The 17,341-nt window shown below is 36.3% G+C and carries 19 protein-coding genes, 11 tRNA genes and 1 rRNA gene; 29 read left to right on the top strand and 2 right to left on the bottom strand.

Features of this window, described 5'->3' with window-relative positions:
- Positions 1–219 precede the first annotated feature (219 nt).
- From uvsE to F9279_RS23715, 3 genes are all read left to right on the top strand, one after another.
- A complete protein-coding gene (uvsE, locus tag F9279_RS23705) occupies positions 220–1,182 on the top strand; it encodes a UV DNA damage repair endonuclease UvsE (RefSeq protein ID WP_152116604.1) in 963 nt (320 codons plus the stop codon).
- Positions 1,183–1,248: 66 nt separating this feature from the next.
- On the top strand, positions 1,249–1,728 hold the full coding sequence (locus F9279_RS23710) for a PH domain-containing protein (RefSeq protein ID WP_152116605.1): 480 nt from the start codon (positions 1,249–1,251) through the stop codon (positions 1,726–1,728).
- The gene (locus F9279_RS23715) at positions 1,721–3,148 is read left to right on the top strand and encodes a PH domain-containing protein (protein ID WP_193224698.1); all 1,428 of its coding nucleotides are present in this window, start codon (positions 1,721–1,723) and stop codon (positions 3,146–3,148) included. Before F9279_RS23710 ends, F9279_RS23715 begins: the two co-directional genes overlap by 8 nt.
- A gap of 284 nt (positions 3,149–3,432) precedes the next feature.
- Here the strand turns inward: F9279_RS23715 and F9279_RS23720 are convergent, their stop codons facing one another.
- On the bottom strand, positions 3,433–4,155 hold the full coding sequence (locus F9279_RS23720; RefSeq protein ID WP_152116607.1) for a rhomboid family intramembrane serine protease: 723 nt from the start codon (positions 4,153–4,155) through the stop codon (positions 3,433–3,435).
- Positions 4,156–4,260: 105 nt separating this feature from the next.
- Between F9279_RS23720 and acpS the strand changes: the two genes are divergently transcribed.
- The 13 genes from acpS to F9279_RS23785 all read left to right on the top strand — a co-directional run bounded on the left by acpS (position 4,261) and on the right by F9279_RS23785 (position 14,905).
- Positions 4,261–4,623 carry a holo-ACP synthase gene (acpS, locus tag F9279_RS23725; RefSeq protein ID WP_152116608.1) on the top strand — a complete coding sequence of 121 codons (363 nt, stop codon included), beginning with the start codon at positions 4,261–4,263 and terminating at the stop codon, positions 4,621–4,623.
- Between the two features lie 213 nt (positions 4,624–4,836).
- Positions 4,837–5,850 (top strand): LolA family protein, encoded by a 1,014-nt coding sequence (locus F9279_RS23730; RefSeq protein ID WP_152116609.1) that lies wholly within the window; start codon positions 4,837–4,839, stop codon positions 5,848–5,850.
- 219 nt (positions 5,851–6,069) lie between these two features.
- Positions 6,070–7,224: an alanine racemase gene (gene alr, locus F9279_RS23735; protein WP_152116610.1), complete on the top strand. Its 1,155-nt coding sequence runs from the start codon at positions 6,070–6,072 to the stop codon at positions 7,222–7,224.
- Between the two features lie 296 nt (positions 7,225–7,520).
- On the top strand, positions 7,521–7,802 hold the full coding sequence (locus tag F9279_RS23740) for a CopG family ribbon-helix-helix protein (RefSeq protein ID WP_016201247.1): 282 nt from the start codon (positions 7,521–7,523) through the stop codon (positions 7,800–7,802).
- 4 nt (positions 7,803–7,806) lie between these two features.
- A complete protein-coding gene (ndoA, locus tag F9279_RS23745) occupies positions 7,807–8,157 on the top strand; it encodes a type II toxin-antitoxin system endoribonuclease NdoA (RefSeq protein WP_016201246.1) in 351 nt (116 codons plus the stop codon).
- A gap of 342 nt (positions 8,158–8,499) precedes the next feature.
- Positions 8,500–8,856 (top strand): STAS domain-containing protein, encoded by a 357-nt coding sequence (locus F9279_RS23750; protein WP_031540168.1) that lies wholly within the window; start codon positions 8,500–8,502, stop codon positions 8,854–8,856.
- A 3-nt stretch (positions 8,857–8,859) separates the two neighbouring features.
- Positions 8,860–9,261, top strand: a complete 402-nt coding sequence (locus tag F9279_RS23755; RefSeq protein ID WP_152116611.1) for an anti-sigma regulatory factor — start codon at positions 8,860–8,862, stop codon at positions 9,259–9,261.
- An 11-nt stretch (positions 9,262–9,272) separates the two neighbouring features.
- Complete coding sequence (locus F9279_RS23760) at positions 9,273–10,283, top strand: PP2C family protein-serine/threonine phosphatase (protein ID WP_152116612.1); 1,011 nt, start codon at positions 9,273–9,275, stop codon at positions 10,281–10,283.
- 56 nt (positions 10,284–10,339) lie between these two features.
- Complete coding sequence (locus tag F9279_RS23765) at positions 10,340–10,672, top strand: anti-sigma factor antagonist (protein ID WP_152116613.1); 333 nt, start codon at positions 10,340–10,342, stop codon at positions 10,670–10,672.
- Positions 10,669–11,139 carry an anti-sigma B factor RsbW gene (rsbW, locus tag F9279_RS23770; protein WP_152116614.1) on the top strand — a complete coding sequence of 157 codons (471 nt, stop codon included), beginning with the start codon at positions 10,669–10,671 and terminating at the stop codon, positions 11,137–11,139. The genes F9279_RS23765 and rsbW overlap by 4 nt, the downstream gene beginning before the upstream one ends.
- Complete coding sequence (gene sigB, locus F9279_RS23775) at positions 11,117–11,914, top strand: RNA polymerase sigma factor SigB (RefSeq protein WP_152116615.1); 798 nt, start codon at positions 11,117–11,119, stop codon at positions 11,912–11,914. Before rsbW ends, sigB begins: the two co-directional genes overlap by 23 nt.
- Positions 11,911–12,507, top strand: coding sequence for a PP2C family serine/threonine-protein phosphatase (locus F9279_RS23780; protein ID WP_152116616.1), 597 nt, complete (start codon positions 11,911–11,913; stop codon positions 12,505–12,507). Before sigB ends, F9279_RS23780 begins: the two co-directional genes overlap by 4 nt.
- A 226-nt stretch (positions 12,508–12,733) precedes the next feature.
- Positions 12,734–14,905 (top strand): Tex family protein, encoded by a 2,172-nt coding sequence (locus tag F9279_RS23785; protein ID WP_226793885.1) that lies wholly within the window; start codon positions 12,734–12,736, stop codon positions 14,903–14,905.
- 76 nt (positions 14,906–14,981) lie between these two features.
- Here the strand turns inward: F9279_RS23785 and cmpA are convergent, their stop codons facing one another.
- Positions 14,982–15,095: a cortex morphogenetic protein CmpA gene (gene cmpA, locus F9279_RS23790; protein WP_152116618.1), complete on the bottom strand. Its 114-nt coding sequence runs from the start codon at positions 15,093–15,095 to the stop codon at positions 14,982–14,984.
- A 308-nt stretch (positions 15,096–15,403) separates the two neighbouring features.
- Between cmpA and F9279_RS23795 the strand changes: the two genes are divergently transcribed.
- From F9279_RS23795 to F9279_RS23855, 13 genes are all read left to right on the top strand, one after another.
- Positions 15,404–15,880, top strand: coding sequence for a SprT family protein (locus tag F9279_RS23795; RefSeq protein ID WP_152116619.1), 477 nt, complete (start codon positions 15,404–15,406; stop codon positions 15,878–15,880).
- Positions 15,881–16,044: 164 nt separating this feature from the next.
- A tRNA-Asn gene (locus tag F9279_RS23800) sits at positions 16,045–16,119 on the top strand.
- 5 nt (positions 16,120–16,124) lie between these two features.
- Positions 16,125–16,215: transfer RNA gene (locus tag F9279_RS23805), tRNA-Ser, on the top strand.
- Between the two features lie 18 nt (positions 16,216–16,233).
- Positions 16,234–16,305: transfer RNA gene (locus F9279_RS23810), tRNA-Glu, on the top strand.
- A gap of 22 nt (positions 16,306–16,327) precedes the next feature.
- Positions 16,328–16,404: transfer RNA gene (locus tag F9279_RS23815), tRNA-Asp, on the top strand.
- Positions 16,405–16,422: 18 nt separating this feature from the next.
- Positions 16,423–16,497 (top strand) — tRNA-Gln (locus tag F9279_RS23820).
- A gap of 1 nt (position 16,498) precedes the next feature.
- Positions 16,499–16,574, top strand: a tRNA-Lys gene (locus tag F9279_RS23825).
- Positions 16,575–16,606: 32 nt separating this feature from the next.
- Positions 16,607–16,691: transfer RNA gene (locus tag F9279_RS23830), tRNA-Leu, on the top strand.
- A gap of 56 nt (positions 16,692–16,747) precedes the next feature.
- A tRNA-Leu gene (locus tag F9279_RS23835) sits at positions 16,748–16,830 on the top strand.
- Between the two features lie 68 nt (positions 16,831–16,898).
- Positions 16,899–16,975, top strand: a tRNA-Arg gene (locus F9279_RS23840).
- 6 nt (positions 16,976–16,981) lie between these two features.
- Positions 16,982–17,058 (top strand) — tRNA-Pro (locus tag F9279_RS23845).
- 27 nt (positions 17,059–17,085) lie between these two features.
- Positions 17,086–17,159, top strand: a tRNA-Gly gene (locus F9279_RS23850).
- A gap of 113 nt (positions 17,160–17,272) precedes the next feature.
- A 16S ribosomal RNA gene (locus F9279_RS23855) occupies positions 17,273–17,341 on the top strand; the annotation flags it as partial.

The following is a 17,341-nucleotide window of genomic DNA, read 5'->3' on the forward strand; positions in this document are numbered from 1 at the left end:
ACTCATCGCTTTCTCCAATCCCATGTTGTCATTCTTTAGCTGTCTATTTGTGTTACTTAATTATACAAAAAAGTACCCTACAGGTAGACTTTTTTTAATGTCTACTTTATAGGGTACATTTTAGTATGTACTTTGTTGAGGTTTTTTGTTTAGGTAAAGAATTCTATTAACATTTAATTTCTTGCATATACTAGTAAGAAAAAGAAAGTAGGATGCTGGATGACTCTATTTAAATTAGGATATGTTGCGATGAGTATGGAATTACAAAATGCCTCGCCTTCTCAAACAATGACCTTTAAGCAATTCTCTGCTATACCCGATAAAGAAGCAGCTATTAGAAGACTAGAAAGAATTGCTTATAGTAATCTGGAAAACTGTTTGCGTTTGTTAAAGCATAATGTTGCTAATGATATACATTTCTTTCGTTTTAGTTCAAAAATCATTCCTCTTGTCAATCATCCTGAAGTGGAGGCCTGGAACTATATTAAGCCATTAAAGCCCATTTTAAAGGAGATTGGAGAATGGGTGAAGAAATACTCCATGAGAGTAGACTTTCATCCAGATCACTTTGTTATATTAAATAGCTCTCAATCGGATATATTAAAGAATTCTCTGAAAACCTTAGTTATGCATGAGAAGTTATTAAAAGGAATGGGAATAGATCCAGAGCATAGATGTGTGCTGCATGTTGGGGGAGCATATGAAGACAAGGAGCTTGCTATGGAGCAGTTTATAACGAATTGGGGCTTTATTCCACCTTCACTTCAGAAGATGATTATATTAGAAAATGATGATACTACATTTACAGTGAATGATGCTCTTTACCTTTGTGAAAAGCTACAAGTTCCATGTGTCTTTGATCTACATCATCATATGGTGAATAATGATAATACAGACTGGGAAGATTGCTGGGAGCGTATATGTGGTAGTTGGAGTCATTCCACTCTGCCTTTAAAAATGCATATTTCTAGTCCAAGATCAGAAGCAGATCCTAGAGCACATGCTGATTATATAGATCCAGAAGTTTTCTATGATTTTGCTAAAAAAGTGGATAAGTCTATACCAGAGGTGCATTGTATGATTGAAGCCAAGAAAAAGGATGAAGCTTTGTTTCAATTAGTAGGAGAACTAAAAAAGAAATCAGATATTCAATTTATAGATGAATCTACCTTTACTTTTTAATTAGTTGAAACCAAATTCCCTTGTCTACGTAAATAGAAGAAGAAATAAGAAAAAGGGGGAGGACTATTGATTTTAGAGCCGCAAAATAGACTATCTAAAAGAGGAATTAAAGTTTGGCGTCTTACTGGACTTGTGTCATCCATCATTCTGTTTTTAATGGGAGGAGGATACATTACTTTATCCATCATCTTTGATTGGTATAAATGGATCACAGTAGTAACTGTTCTTTTTTTAGTTATTTATAGCTATTTAGTGATTATACTTCTACCGAAATTAAAATGGTTAAGATGGAGATATGAAGTGAGAGAAGATGAAATTGAGATCCAACAAGGAGTTGTCATTGTTAAAAAAACACTTATTCCCATGATAAGAGTTCAACATGTGGATTTGAAGCAAGGTCCATTTCTCCGTAAATATGAATTAGCAACAATATCTGTTTCTACAGCAGCTACTGTGCATGAAATACCTGTTTTGGAAATGCAGGAGGCAACTGAAATGCGCCATTTTATTTCTAATAAGGCAAAGGTGGCGAAAGAGGATGTATGAGAAAAGCAGACTCCATCCTATCTCCATTTTTTATAATGTATTAAAAAGCTTAAAGGAACTTATTTTCCCTTTTATAGGGATAATATTAGTCGGAGGAAATCCAACCCAATGGGAGTGGTTTACCTATTTAATAGTAAGTATTATTCTTCTAGCACTTATTCTAGGTGGGCTTCTCTCATGGTATTATTTCTCTTATTATGTGAAAGATAGAGAATTAAGGATAGAACATGGTGTTTTTGTGAAGAAAAAACGTTATATTCCATTCGAAAGAATTCAGAGCATGGATTTTACAGAAGGGATATTACATAGACCATTTCGTTTAGTGAAGGTGAAAATAGAAACAGCAGGAGGAGCTGGGGAATCGGAGGCTGAATTTTCAGCTATATCCCAAGTGCAGGCAAGGGAGTTAAAAGAGTACATAGCATCTAATAAGAATCTTACAATTGAAGAGGAAGAGGATTTACAAAAGGATAAAGAAAAGGAAGTAATCTATCAAATATCAACTAAGCAGTTATTAGCACTAGCCGCTACTTCTGGAGGAATAGGTGTTATCATTTCTGCTGGCATTGCATTTGCTTCTCAATTTGAGGAGTTTATTCCTTACAAATTAATCTTCTCTCATCTTCGCGCATTTGTAAGTAATGGTATAGCAATCATTTCGTTAGTTGTGTTCTTAATTCTTTTATTACTGTGGGCTTGTTCGTTACTGATTACCTTGCTCAAATATGCAAACTTTACACTAAGTCGAACAGATGAAGATATTTTGATTACAAGAGGGCTACTAGAAAAGAAGCAAATTACGATTCCAATTGAACGGATACAAGCGGTGAAGATTACAGAAAGTGTTCTTAGACAGCCTTTTAAATTGGCAAGTCTTTCTTTCATTAGTGCAGGTGGCTCTTTAACGGATATGGAAGCAGCAACTGTTGTAGCCATTCCGCTCGCAAGAAAGAGCGTATTAAGGGATATATGTCAAAGAATCATGCCAGATTATGAATTGTATGATACTATGACACCTCCGCCTAAGAGAGCATTATGGAGATATATAGTGAAAGACAGTTGGTTAGCAATACCTATTTCAGCATTACTTATTTATTTTTTTCATGGATGGGGCTTGTTGTCTTTATTATTATTTATTCTTTTACCATTATGGGGGTATATAAAGTTTCGAACGGCAGGATATCATTTATCGGTGAAGCAACTAACCTTGGTTTTTCGATTAATAGATAAGACAACTCTTCTCATGAGAAGAAATCGAATTCAATCACTGTACTCTTCAGAAGGGCCATGGCAAAGGAAGGGTAATTTAGGATCTATTTATGGAGAGGTAGCATCTGGTATTGGTGGAGCCTCAGGAGCCGTGAAAGAACTTGAATTAAAGGATGTTCAACGGATATATGAATGGTATTCTATTAAATGAAGAAAGCTAGTTGACAAAAGTGATTTAGGTAGATTACTAAGCATTTTTATGCAGCTCATCTACGTTCCAGGGGTGAGACTGTGGGATCTGCGAGACAGCTGAGACCCAGCAGGCTAAAGTCAGACCGCGGCTCAACGCGATCCCCTGTAATGGAAATCAGCCCTCGATTCATAAGTCTGATTAAATAACTTTAATACAAACTTAGTAACCTTTATTTTAGAGTTTGGCTATAAAATGAAGCTAGTTCCCTTTTCAACTGAGGAACTAGCTTCATTTTGTATTATTTAGCTGAAAAGTCCAATTGCAGCTAGGACAGCAATGACTAATAATATGATAATGCTTCTTGCTGGGGGCTTTCTTGATGAACGGAAGTTTCTTTTAATCTCATACCATTCGGCTTTATAACTGGATAAAATGCTTTTGCCTTTTGATTCGGTTAGGGTTCCAAATACAAGACCGGCTAGGAAACCAAAGATATGGGCAACAATATTTATATTTGGTTGCAGAAATGTCATAATTAAACTGAGTGCTGCAATAGTCATGATGATTTGTGCATTACTTTGTGAAATCATATCTTTTCGGAAAACAACCATACTAATATAATAGCCGAATAAACCAAAGATAGCACCACTAGAACCTAAATGGACATATGTTAATGGTTCTAATATAAGAGTAATGATGTTAGCAGCGATACCAGTAATGAAATAAATCAATAGAAACTTTGATTTACCCACTAATCTTTCAAGACCAGGTCCGAAAAGAAAAATACTAAAGCTGTTGAATAAAAGGTGGCTAAAACTGCCATGAATAAATATAGGAGTAATTAGTCTCCACCACTCTCCTTGGGTGATATAGAGATTAACCCCAATTAAGTATTCCATAATAGATTTAGTTGGAAAAACAGGTAGGTTTGTTGCTAGAAACAAAAGGATATGAATGAGTAAAATCATGGAAACCACAGGATAATAACGAATATATTCTTTAAAGCTTTCTCTTCGTGTAAACAAAATGGCGAACCTCCCCAATAGCTTCTTACTACCATAATAGCCAATCAATATGAAAAGATACAATATTTATATGTTAATACATTTTGAAATAGAAGGAGTTGTCCTATGATTAAAGGTATTGGGATTGATATAACAGAGCTGAATAGAATAGAAGCTCTTATTCAGAGAAAGCCGACATTTATTAACCGCATTTTAACTCAGAAAGAGAAACAAGCTTATTTTCAGCTTTCTAATAAAAGGAAAACAGAATTCTTGGCAGGGAGGTTTGCTGCAAAAGAGGCTTTTTCGAAGGCATATGGAACTGGTATTGGTGCACACTTAAGTTTTCTTGACATAGAGATTGAAAAGGAGCCATCAGGAAAGCCGATCATCGTAAAGCCAATTAATGCAGGTGTTCATCTATCTATTACACATAGCAAAGAATACGCACTTGCCCAAGTGATAATAGAAGAAAGTATTAATGCCTAAATAAATTCCTGTTGGAAAAATCAATCAGTAATACTTGTTCATCCAGTTAGCATATTCCGATACCTTGTCTCATATATTCATAGAGAAATAGGGGAGACAAGTTTGGAAGTACAGAAGCTCTAATAGAATGAGCAGTATGAACCTAATCTATTAGAATATTCTTTCCTAATTTTTTCTCTGTTACCGTGAAATGAGAATAAGGGAGTTGAAGAGATGAACAAGAAGATTTGGTTGCTATTTGTAGGGTTGACGGTAATCCTTTTGTTATCTGCATGTGGAACGAAGTCGAAAGAGGATGTTCTAGCAGATTTAAAAGAAAAGGTGGAAACGAAGGGCTATAAGGCAGATGCAGAAATGACCCTTAAAATGGGAACAGAGCCACAAACCTATGAGGTGGAAACTTGGCATAAGGACCCAAACTTTTATCGCGTTAACCTAAAGAACTCTAAAAAAGAGCAAAGCCAAATGATTTTAAAAAATAGTGAGGGTGTATTTGTTATCACACCTGCATTAAACAAAAGCTTTAAGTTCCAAAGCGAATGGCCAGAAAATAGTAGTCAAGCCTACCTCTATGAGTCTTTAGTAAAAGATATTGAAGAGGATAAGGATGTAAAGTTTTCTGCTACTGATAAGCATTATGTATTTGAAACAAAAACACGTTATCAAAACAACAAATTGCTTCCAACACAAGTGATTAAATTTAATAAAAAGGATTTAACACCTGTTAGTGTAGAAGTAAAGGATACAGATGGAGTAGCATTAGTAACGGTTAAATTCTCTAATGTGAAATTTGATGTTGATTTTGACGAAAAAGACTTTGACTTACAAAAGAGTATGACTGCTGCAAAAATGGTTATTCCAGTGATGGGAGAAATCAAGGATGAGGACTTTAGCGTGAAGTATCCACAAGAGACGCTAGAGGGAGTTAGCTTAGTCGAAGAAAGAAAGCTTTCTAATGAAACTGGAGATCGAGTGATCCTTACTTATGATGGTGGCGGAAAGTCCTACACAATCATTGAAGAAAAAGCAGAAGTAGCTCCAGCAACAGCAAGCCCGGTTGTAAGTAAAGGAGACCCTGTAGATTTAGGATTTACAATTGGAGAATTAACGGACTCGAAAGTTTCCTGGACATTTGAGGGAGTTGATTATACAATTGCTTCAAGTGATTTAACACGTGAGGAATTAATTACTGTCGCACAATCAGTGCAAGGTGAAGCAATTAAATAGTAATATACAAACAGCTTCTACAACTAGGAGCTGTTTTTTTTTCTTGAAAAACACACTCTTCGTTTGCGATTGACAAGGAAGGAAAACAGTAGAATAATTTACATTAAGAAAAAGGCACAGTAAGCAGAATGCTACTTTTATTCTAAGAGTAAAATGAACTATTTAGAAGATGATTCGCAACAAATACAGAAGCTTTTTACATATAAGGAAGTGTGAGTAGTGAGAAATACCTTTTATCGTGATACATGGGTTGAAGTAAATCTAGACGCTATAAAATATAATATCAGTCATTTAAGAAACAGACTTCATGAGAAAAATAAACTAATAGCTGTAGTAAAAGCAAATGCCTATGGACATGGCTCCTTGCAAGTTGCAAAGACTGCGTTAAATGCAGGTGCTGATAGCCTAGCAGTAGCTTTTTTAGACGAGGCAATTTCTCTTCGGGAAAAGGGGGTAAAAGCGCCCATCCTTGTATTAGGAGCATCTAGGGCTAGGGATGTTAAAGTTGCTTGTGAATATAAGATAACTTTAACTGTATTTCAGGTAGAGTGGCTTGAGGAAGCTCTATGTATATTAGAGGACAATACTTATTTGCCTATCCATTTAAAACTGGATACTGGGATGGGAAGAATAGGATTTCGGACAAAAGAGGATATACGCAAGATAGAAGATTTATTATGTGCTCAGAGTCGTATTAAGGTGGAGGGAGTGTTCACCCATTTTGCTACAGCTGACGAGAAGGACACGACATACTTAGATAAACAAATAGCTCGTTTTAGAGAGCTACTGAATGGCTTCTCCCAACTACCTGAAATAATTCATTGCAGTAATAGTGCAGCAAGTCTACTTCATCCAGAGCTGCAATATAATGCTGTGCGCATGGGAATCTCCATGTACGGATTAACTCCTTCACTTGAAATTGAAAACGATTTACCTTATCCATTAAAAGAAGCATTTTCTCTTCGCTCCAAAATAGTACAAGTGAAAAAACTGCATAAGGGAGATAAAGTAAGCTATGGTGCAACCTATGAAGCAGAGGAAGAACAATGGATCGCTACTTTACCTATAGGATATGCAGATGGCTGGTTGAGAAAGCTTCAAGGGATTGAGGTGCTAGTAGATGGAATGAGAGTTCCGATTGTAGGTCGAATATGTATGGATCAATGCATGGTAAGACTACCGTATGAGATGAAGACGGGTACAAAGGTAACACTTATTGGTTCTCAAAAACACCAAAGCATATCAGTAAACGAAGTTGCCACTAAACTAGAAACGATAAATTACGAAATCACTTGTATGATTTCATCAAGAGTTCCTCGCGTCTACCTGGAAGATGGAGAATATATGAATGTGGTAAATCCTTTATTGGACTAAATATTTTTTACGAGAAAAAAATAAAAAGGTATTGATTTGGTTTTATTGGAATAAATTAATTATGGATTATGATTGCATCATAGGGTGATAGGAGAAAACCGGATCATTTGGTTACAGTTGCATTGTGAAAATGTTGAAACTTGGAATATTTTCTGTTTTACATGCATAAAAGAGACAAATTTTGGCGGATAATACAGTAGAATTGCTGAATGGACTTTGCAGAAAGTATTATTAATGGTATGATTAAAAAAAGCAGAGCTAAATATGGTGTGTAGTGATGGTGGAGGTGTATGTTTGTGTCTGAATCCAGCGCAACGACAGAGATCATGATAAAATTACCAAAGCATTTGTTAACTGAATTGGACGGCTTCGTGAAACAAGAGAATGTGAACCGCAGTGAGTTTATCTATCAGGCAACAAAAATGTATCTTCGTGAACGGAAAAAGAGACATATCCGCGAATCGATGAGAAGAGGATACATGGAAATGGCTAAATTAAATTTATCCATTGCATCGGAAAGTTTTCTTGCAGAATATGAAGCTGAGCATACAGTAGAACGTCTAGTAAGCGGAGGGTAACCCTTTGATTGTTAAACGTGGTGACGTTTATTTTGCAGACCTATCCCCAGTTGTTGGCTCAGAGCAAGGCGGTGTCCGTCCTGTACTTGTCATTCAAAACGACATCGGGAATCGGTTCAGTCCCACAGTTATTATTGCAGCAATTACAGCTCAAATTCAAAAAGCTAAATTGCCTACACATGTGGAAATTGATGCGAAACGATATGGTTTTGAAAGAGATTCAGTAATTCTTTTGGAACAAATTCGTACAATCGATAAACAAAGGCTAACGGACAAAATTACTCATCTCGATGAAGAAATGATGGAAAAAGTCGATGAAGCTCTACAAATTAGTTTAGGTCTTATTGAATTTTAATTAAACATTATGCGCTCATATGTAGCGCTTTTTTTTTAGGTATATTCGAAGAGTTTGTCCCCTGTTTATAAGAATAACGGGGGCTTTTTTTCTATGCTCAAAAATTTTAAAGAATAGGTTTACAATCTTTTAAAAGGGGTAAATAGAAAAAGTTATATTCTATAAAGAAGTTGTGGAAAAAAGTTATCTATAATCAGATGAGAAAAATAAAAAGTTGCTCTTAATGTGATAAAATAAAAGAAAGATATATTTTATAAACAGGAACTTATATAAACGAAATAAAAAAGGGAACTATAATTCAAGAATTTATGGAAGAAAGTTGGTTGTTTTTCGGTGAATAGAATAAGAATACCAATTCTAAAATTGTATGACTATTTGCTAGTCTCTATCCAATGGGAACTAGATGATCAAACGGCACTCCAGTTTCAAGAGGATTTACTTAATAAAATACATGAAACAAGTGCGAGTGGAGTAGTTATTGATCTAACTTCTATTGATTTTATTGATTCGTTTATAGCTAAAGTGTTAGGCGATGTTATCGGAATGTCAAAGTTGATGGGGGCCAAGGTAGTGCTAACAGGGATTCAGCCTGCGGTCGCTATTACCTTAGTAGAGCTAGGTATTAGTTTAAACGATGTGTTAACTGCCTTAGATCTAGAAAAGGGTTTGGAGAAATTACAACAGGAATTGGAGGACTGACCAATGGGAGACCAATCCTGTGTAAAAATCATTAATGAATGGGATATAGTTGCAGCAAGACAATTAGGCCGAAATATTGCCAAGGAACTTGGCTTTGGCACTGTGGATCAAGCACGAATTACAACTGCTATTAGTGAATTGGCAAGAAATATATACTTGTATGCTGGACAGGGACAAATATGTATTGAAAAACTATATGAAAATGGAAAATCAGGCTTAAAGCTTATTGCAGTTGATAGTGGACCGGGAATAAAAGACATTAGACAAGTGATGCAAGACGGTTTTTCTACTTCAGGAGGTCTTGGTGCAGGTTTACCAGGTGTGAAAAGATTGATGGATGAATTTGATATTAAAACTACTCTTGGAGAAGGAACAGACATACAAGCAGTAAAATGGCTTAGATAGGAGGGAAGATAATGGATTTCAGAGAAGTCATGGAATCTAAGTATCGAGATCTTCTTGTGAATTTTATAAAAGATGAATCTGAACAAGCACTGTATCAGGGGCAAAAGTTTAGTAGAAAATCAATTGAACAAAAGATATCACCAGAAGACATCGTTAGCTTACATAAATCAATTATGATGGAGCTTTATCCTGAAATGCCCGATTATGTTTCAAAATCCTTTGATATCCTACTAGAAGTAATGATTGGCTATGGATTTGCATACAGAGAACATCAAAGTTTACGCCATGTTCAGGAAGAATTAAGAAGTGAAATGGAGATTGCTGCAAATGTACAGCAGACTCTATTGAGTACAGAAATACCTTCTGCTGAAGGTTTAGATATTGGAGCTATTAGTGTACCTGCCAAAATGATGAATGGTGATTATTACCATTTTGTTCATGATGATAATCAATTCATTAATATTGCCATTGCGGATGTTATTGGGAAAGGAATTCCAGCGGCAATGTGTATGTCCATGATAAAATATGCGATGGATAGTCTGCCTGAAAATCGAAATATGCCAAGTAATGTTCTAGAAAACTTAAATAGAGTAGTAGAGCAGAATGTAGATCCAAGTATGTTTATTACCATGTTTTATGGTGCTTACGATATCCTTACACATACATTTCACTATGCATCTGCAGGTCATGAGCCTGGTTTATATTATGAAGCGAAAACATCTGAATTCAGTGAGCTGAAAACAAAAGGACTATTGCTTGGGGTAGATAAAAAAGCAAAGTATCAGCAATTCGAAAAAGAAATTTTTGTTGGTGATATGATTATTCTCATGTCTGATGGCGTAACAGAATGTAGAACAGAAGAGGGATTTCTTGATAAGGAAGTATTGCTTGGGTACATAAGAAAGCATATGCATTTAAATGCTCAAGGTATTGTTCAACAAGTATATAAAGAACTAGAGAAAATTCAAGATTTTCATTTGCGTGATGATTTTACTTTAATTATTTTTAAAAGAGAAGTTTAATATATTTACATAGCGGGTATTAAACAAAAACGTAAAAATGTTAAAGGTGGGTCGAGATGAATATTATTATAGATGTTAAAGAACAAGATATGAATGTAGAAGTTAAGATTACTGGTGAAATTGATGCATATACAGCTCCGAAATTAAGAGAGAGAATTTTTTCTTATTCGGAAAAGGAAGGTATCGTAATGGTTATTGATCTTTCTGAAGTGAATTATATGGATAGTACAGGTCTTGGGGTATTTGTAGGACTCTTTAAGAATGTGCGTTCGAATAATGGAGAATTTAAATTAGTAGGCTTATCTAGTCGTTTAATTCGATTATTTGAGATAACTGGTTTAGCAGATATTATTGATATAAACAGCAAGATAGAAGGGGGCATACAATGAGTCATTTTGAGTATATCGAAATGAAAATCCCTTCGAAGCCAGAATACGTTGGAATCATTCGATTAACCTTATCGGGAATTGCTAGCAGAATGGGCTTTAGTTATGACGAAATTGAGGATTTAAAAATTGCTACTAGTGAGGCATGTACAAATGCTGTCCAACACGCTTATAAAAACAAAGAAGCAGGAGAAGTCTTAATTGGGTTTCGCCTATACAATGACCGTCTAGAAGTAATTGTGGCAGACAATGGAAAAAGCTTTGATTTTCACTCTACTACAAAAGATTTGGGGCCTTATGAACAGGATGAATCCGTGGAATTTCTTCGCGAAGGAGGACTTGGCCTGTATTTAATCGAGACTTTAATGGATGAAGTGAAAATTCATCATAATAACGGGGTAACTGTATTTATGACTAAGTACCTCGAAGGAGAGCAGGTGGAGAGGGATGCAGAAACAATCTCAACCTAAGCGCCATTTAACAAAAGAGGAAGTAAACGAACTTATTAGAGAGTTTCAACACTCGCAAGATGCAAAAGCACAAGAAAAGCTTGTGTTAAATTATCGTGATCTAGTAGAAACATTAGCGAGAAAATACTCTAAAGGAAGAATGTTTCACGAAGATATTAGCCAAGTTGGAATTATCGGGTTAATAGGTGCTATTCATCGCTATGATGAAAGCTTTGGCAAGAGCTTTGAAGCTTTTGCTGTACCAACGGTCATTGGAGAAATAAAGAGGTTTTTAAGAGATAAAACTTGGAGTGTTCATGTTCCTAGACGAATAAAAGAACTTGGTCCAAAGATAAAGAAAACAGTAGAAGAGCTTACTACAGATTTACAACGCTCCCCTAAAGTAAATGAAATTGCGGATTATCTAGAAGTCTCTGAAGAGGAAGTATTAGAGGCTATGGAGATGGGAAGAAGCTATCAAGCATTATCTGTAGATCACTCTATAGAAGCTGACTCTGAAGGTGGCACGGTTACACTTCTTGATATAGTAGGAGATGTTGACCAGGGCTTCGAGAAAGTAAATCGGAAATTAGTACTTGAAAAGGTACTGCATGTATTGTCTGAGCGAGAGAAAAGTATTATTCAACTTACATACTTGGATAATCTTAGCCAGAAAGATACTGGAGAAAAACTTGGCATCTCCCAAATGCATGTATCTAGGCTCCAGAGAAGAGCCATTAAAAAGCTCCAAGAAGCTATTCAAGCGGAGTCGAGTAATTCGGAGTATATACTATGATGGAATTACAAGATCATAAGGTACACGTCCTTTCTTATCAAACGTCTAAAAAAGGGAAAGAGATGTGTGGAGATAGTTTTTATTACATTTCTACAGAGGACTACTTTCTTTGTATGTTAGCTGATGGATTGGGCAGCGGTGAATATGCGTATGAAGCATCTAATGCGGTTGCAGAAGTTATAAAAGAAAATCATACCCAATCTGTAGAAGAGCTAATGGAGCTATCTAATCAGATTTTAATTAAAAAGCGCGGTGCTGCAGTGTGCGTCTTTAAGATAGATTACTCTTCTCAGACATTTGAATATAGCTGTGTAGGTAATATTCGATTTTTTCTTTATTCTCCTTCTGGTAAGCTCACATATCCTTTACCTGTAACAGGTTATTTATCTGGCAGACCACAACAATATCATACACAAACTTTTTCATACGAAGAAAATGCCAAATTTCTTGTTTTCTCTGATGGGTTTAATATACAAGGAATTAAAAATTTACTAAAAGGTTATTTGCCCATAGATACTATAGCAGATAAGATAATAGGTAAATACCATAATGTGGACGATGATTCGACCTTTATTCTAGGAAGCTTGCTCTAAGAAGTAAGCTTTTTCTTTTTATGCTTTTTTTCTATAATTTGATAAAATGATAAAATAGAAGAAATATTTACTTCTTCCAGCTAGTAAAAGTGGAAAAACTATATGTACAGGCATTAATGATAGAAGTTAGTACTTCGTTTACAAGATAAGAAGAAACAAAAAAAGGGAAGATGGAAATAAAGTAGGATTCTGGAGAAAAAGGAATGGTGAAGGAATGGAAAATGTAATGGAAAAACAACAGGACTACTTCATGCTGATAGCTAAAGAGCAAAGTGTTACAGCAAAACAGGTAAAGAGTGTTATTTCTTTATTAGACGATGGGAATACAGTTCCTTTTATTGCCAGATATCGAAAAGAACAAACTGGAGCACTAGATGAAGTCCAAATAAAGGATATCATGGATCGTTATCAATACATACAGAATCTAAATCAGCGAAAAGAAGAAGTTATTCGTCTGATAGAAGAACAGGGCAAGCTGACAGCTGAATTGCAAGCTAACGTAATGAAATCTAATAAGCTTCAAGAAGTAGAAGATCTATATCGACCATACAAGCAAAAAAGAAGAACAAAAGCTACTGTTGCGAAAGAAAAAGGACTCGAGCCTTTTGCTGATTGGTTACTCACTTTCTCAAATGACATAACGGTTGAGGAAGAAGCGAAGAAATACCTATCAGAGGAAAAAGAAGTATTAACTGTAGAAGAAGTAATCACTGGAGCACAGGATATATTAGCGGAAAGAATTTCTGATGATGCAGAAAGTAGAAAATGGATTAGAACGAAAACAACTAGTACAGGAAAAATACGAACGACTGCTAAAAGCGAAGAGAAAGATGAAAAGAACATATATGAAATGTATTACGAATATGAGGAACCTATTAGTAAGATTGTTCCACACCGCACATTAGCAATGAATAGAGGCGAAAAGGATGAAGTGCTAAAGGTAAGCATGGAAGCTCCTGTCGACTATATTACAGAATATCTTGAGAACAAGTGGATTTTAAATAAGGAAGCTGCTTCAGCTCCGGTTATCAAAGTGGCTATTGAAGATGGATATAAACGATTAATTCAGCCATCAATAGAGAGGGAAATACGAAATGAACTAACGGAAAAAGCAGAGGGGCAAGCAATACATATTTTCTCCGAGAATCTTAGGAACCTATTACTGCAACCACCATTGAAGGGGAGAATGGTCTTGGGTGTTGACCCTGCCTACCGTACAGGATGTAAATTAGCTGTAGTGGATGAAACGGGGAAGGTCCTTGAAATTGGTGTTATTTATCCCCATCCTCCTGTTAATAAAACAAAAGAGGCAGAAGCGAAGTTTCAAGATATCCTTAATAGGCATAAAATAGAAATGGTAGCAATCGGAAATGGAACAGCATCTAGAGAGACGGAACAATTTGTTGCAGACATGCTTAAAAGGCAGACTGGCCAAATTTATTATCTCATTGTTAATGAAGCAGGTGCTAGTGTTTATTCGGCCTCTGAAATAGCTAGAGAAGAGTTTCCAAATTATCAAGTAGAAGAGAGAAGTGCGGTTTCTATTGCAAGAAGGCTACAAGATCCACTTGCAGAATTAGTAAAGATTGATCCTAAATCAGTAGGGGTAGGACAATATCAACACGATGTTTCTCAAAAGAAATTATCAGAATCACTAACCTTTGTAGTAGAAACAGCTGTTAACCAAGTAGGTGTGAATGTTAATACAGCATCTTCTTCTCTCTTACAATATGTGGCAGGTCTTTCGAAAGCTGTCGCTAATAATATTGTGAAGAAAAGAGAAGAAGAGGGGAAATTCGAGAATCGCAAGCAATTGAAAAAAATTCCTCGTTTAGGTGCAAAAACTTATGAGCAAGCAATTGGGTTTCTTCGAATATTAGATGGAGAGGAACCTTTAGATCGAACAGGCATTCATCCGGAAAACTATGCAGAAGTAAATAAATTACTCAAAAAGATAGGATTTAATAGTGGGAATATCGGAACTCTAGAACTGAGAGAAGCACTCGGGAAGGTAGAAGTAAAAGAAATAGCTAACGAACTTACTATTGGTGAATTGACATTAAAAGATATCATCGATGCTTTGGTACGCCCTTCAAGAGATCCAAGAGAAGACCTAGCAGCTCCTTTACTTCGAACAGATGTATTAAAACTAGAAGATCTTCAAACGGGGATGGAACTACAAGGAACAGTAAGAAATGTTGTAGATTTCGGAGCCTTTGTAGATATTGGTGTTAAACAAGATGGGTTAGTTCATATCTCTAAATTGAGTAATAAATTTGTTAAACATCCGCTAGATATTGTTAGCGTAGGAGATGTGGTTACTGTTTGGGTAGATAGTGTTGATCATGGTAAAGGAAGAGTTGCATTAACCATGCTTAGTCCACAAGCTGCTGAATAAGAATTAGGGAAAACTCATTCAAGTTGGTGGCTTTGTCGCTAATGAATGAGTTTTTTTTCATTCGTTAATGGTTTAATTAAGAAAGGTTCTTGCGAAGATAGTAATACCAGCATTGATTTAATAATTTTACTTGAGTGGTATTTTTCTCATAAAAGGCTTTTTTTATTTGATTTTGCAGCCAATTAGGCATATAATTTCACTCCCTATCCTTTAAAATGATTTAGTAATGGTTGCTTAAAGTAGCTTCTAACTCGGTAGGGAAATTGTAGAGGGAACGGAAAAAAAGTATTACTATTTGTACGTGCGTATGAAGACCAATTAAAATTGTTTTCAGTGCTTCGGAAATTCTATAGAAAAGAAAAAGTAATAAATGGATTTTTATTTTTAGTTGTATTTATGTGTTCCTTTTAATTTCATTACTCCCATTGAATTGTTAGGTGAAATGTATTTACTTCTATTATATGCTAATAGGGTTTGTCTTGTTGAGGAGGGATTAAATTGACTAATGAAGAGCTACAAGTTTTGGTTGAAACAATTTCATTGCAGTATTTTCAAAGAGCTTTTAAGCATAAAGCTAGCTTTAACCGAAGACTTCGTACTACAGGAGGAAGGTATTTATTACACACTCATAATATAGAAATTAATAAAACCTATTATGATGCTCTAGGAAAGGATGAGTTAATAGGTATTATCAAACATGAGTTATGTCATTATCATCTTCATCTGCTCAATAGAGGGTATCAGCATAAAGATGCTGATTTTAAGAATCTTTTAAAAATGGTTGGCGGACCGAGGTTTTGTTCTTCATTACCTATGCAACAGAAAAAGGAACAAAAAAAGAAGATTATTATTTATAAATGTTTGGGATGTAAACAAAGGTATACGAGAAGAAAAAGAATGAATACTACTAAGTATGTTTGTGGAAAATGCAGAGGAAAGCTGGAACTGGAAGAAATCAGAAGTGTTGTTATATAGGGGTTTTACTTTATTATTTTTGTTCAACTAAAATCTTTTTAAAAAAAATAGAAAGGCGCTTGACTTATTGTTTATTAGTCCCTATAATATGAAGAGTCGACAAGAGAGCACAGGTTGTCTAGAAGTATGTTAACTTGGTTCGTGTCGAAGGTTAATCTTAATATTCCGCAGTAGCTCAGTGGTAGAGCATTCGGCTGTTAACCGAACGGTCGTAGGTTCGAGTCCTACCTGCGGAGCCATTTTTGGGGAAGTACTCAAGAGGCTGAAGAGGCGCCCCTGCTAAGGGTGTAGGTCGCGTGAGCGGCGCGAGGGTTCAAATCCCTCCTTCTCCGCCAGTAACTTTTAAGAAATATGGCCCATTGGTCAAGCGGTTAAGACACCGCCCTTTCACGGCGGTAACACGGGTTCGAATCCCGTATGGGTCACTTTAGTTTTTAGAAAAAATATGGTCCGGTAGTTCAGTTGGTTAGAATGCCTGCCTGTCACGCAGGAGGTCGCGGGTTCGAGTCCCGTCCGGACCGCCATTATTTACATTTTTGTTTTGGGCTATAGCCAAGCGGTAAGGCAACGGACTTTGACTCCGTCACTCGTTGGTTCGAATCCAGCTAGCCCAGCCAGGAGCCATTAGCTCAGTCGGTAGAGCATCTGACTTTTAATCAGAGGGTCGAAGGTTCGAATCCTTCATGGCTCACCATTTTGATTGTGAGATTATATATTGATATAAATGCGGGTGTGGCGGAATTGGCAGACGCACTAGACTTAGGATCTAGCGCCGCAAGGCGTGGGGGTTCGACTCCCTTCACCCGCACCATTTAGATTAAACGAAAAAAGTTATAATGAATAATACAATGGAATTCTCTTGATAGTGCGGTCGTGGCGGAATGGCAGACGCGCTAGGTTGAGGGCCTAGTGGGGGCAACCCCGTGGAGGTTCAAGTCCTCTCGGCCGCATCAAAAAAAGTATTGACAACCAACAAAAGATATTGTATGATTATTAAGTCGCTTTCTTTCGGAAATATGCGCCCGTAGCTCAATTGGATAGAGCGTCTGACTACGGATCAGAAGGTTATGGGTTCGACTCCTTTCGGGCGCGCCATATTTGCGGGAAGTAGCTCAGCTTGGTAGAGCACTTGGTTTGGGACCAAGGGGTCGCAGGTTCGAATCCTGTCTTCCCGACCATTATCATCAAGTTGAACAATATAATATGCGGGTGTAGTTTAATGGTAAAACCTCAGCCTTCCAAGCTGATGTCGTGGGTTCGATTCCCATCACCCGCTCCATAAAAACTAATTGCTCTTTGAAAACTGAACAATAAACGTCAACAATAATCGTTCTTAAAGAACGAAACAAGTAATACAAAAGCTAGAGTTTAGCAATGAGCTAATCTTACTCTTTATTGGAGAGTTTGATCCTGGCTCAGGACGAACGCTGGCGGCGTGCCTAATACATGCAAGTCGAGCGG

The organism is Bacillus sp. B1-b2, from assembly GCF_009183415.1.
Taxonomy (GTDB): domain Bacteria; phylum Bacillota; class Bacilli; order Bacillales; family Cytobacillaceae; genus Niallia.

What these genes read in the sequence shown, in the direction of transcription:
- F9279_RS23730 (WP_152116609.1), top strand. Translation starts at nt 4,837, where the DNA reads ATGAACAAGAAGATTTGGTTGCTATTTGTAGGGTTGACGGTAATCCTT.
- F9279_RS23765 (WP_152116613.1), top strand. Translation starts at nt 10,340, where the DNA reads ATGAATATTATTATAGATGTTAAAGAACAAGATATGAATGTAGAAGTT.
- cmpA (WP_152116618.1), bottom strand. Translation starts at nt 15,095, where the DNA reads ATGCCTAATTGGCTGCAAAATCAAATAAAAAAAGCCTTTTATGAGAAA.
- uvsE (WP_152116604.1), top strand. Translation starts at nt 220, where the DNA reads ATGACTCTATTTAAATTAGGATATGTTGCGATGAGTATGGAATTACAA.
- F9279_RS23755 (WP_152116611.1), top strand. Translation starts at nt 8,860, where the DNA reads ATGGGAGACCAATCCTGTGTAAAAATCATTAATGAATGGGATATAGTT.
- sigB (WP_152116615.1), top strand. Translation starts at nt 11,117, where the DNA reads ATGCAGAAACAATCTCAACCTAAGCGCCATTTAACAAAAGAGGAAGTA.
- F9279_RS23785 (WP_226793885.1), top strand. Translation starts at nt 12,734, where the DNA reads ATGGAAAAACAACAGGACTACTTCATGCTGATAGCTAAAGAGCAAAGT.
- F9279_RS23760 (WP_152116612.1), top strand. Translation starts at nt 9,273, where the DNA reads ATGGATTTCAGAGAAGTCATGGAATCTAAGTATCGAGATCTTCTTGTG.
- acpS (WP_152116608.1), top strand. Translation starts at nt 4,261, where the DNA reads ATGATTAAAGGTATTGGGATTGATATAACAGAGCTGAATAGAATAGAA.
- F9279_RS23715 (WP_193224698.1), top strand. Translation starts at nt 1,721, where the DNA reads ATGTATGAGAAAAGCAGACTCCATCCTATCTCCATTTTTTATAATGTA.
- F9279_RS23780 (WP_152116616.1), top strand. Translation starts at nt 11,911, where the DNA reads ATGATGGAATTACAAGATCATAAGGTACACGTCCTTTCTTATCAAACG.
- rsbW (WP_152116614.1), top strand. Translation starts at nt 10,669, where the DNA reads ATGAGTCATTTTGAGTATATCGAAATGAAAATCCCTTCGAAGCCAGAA.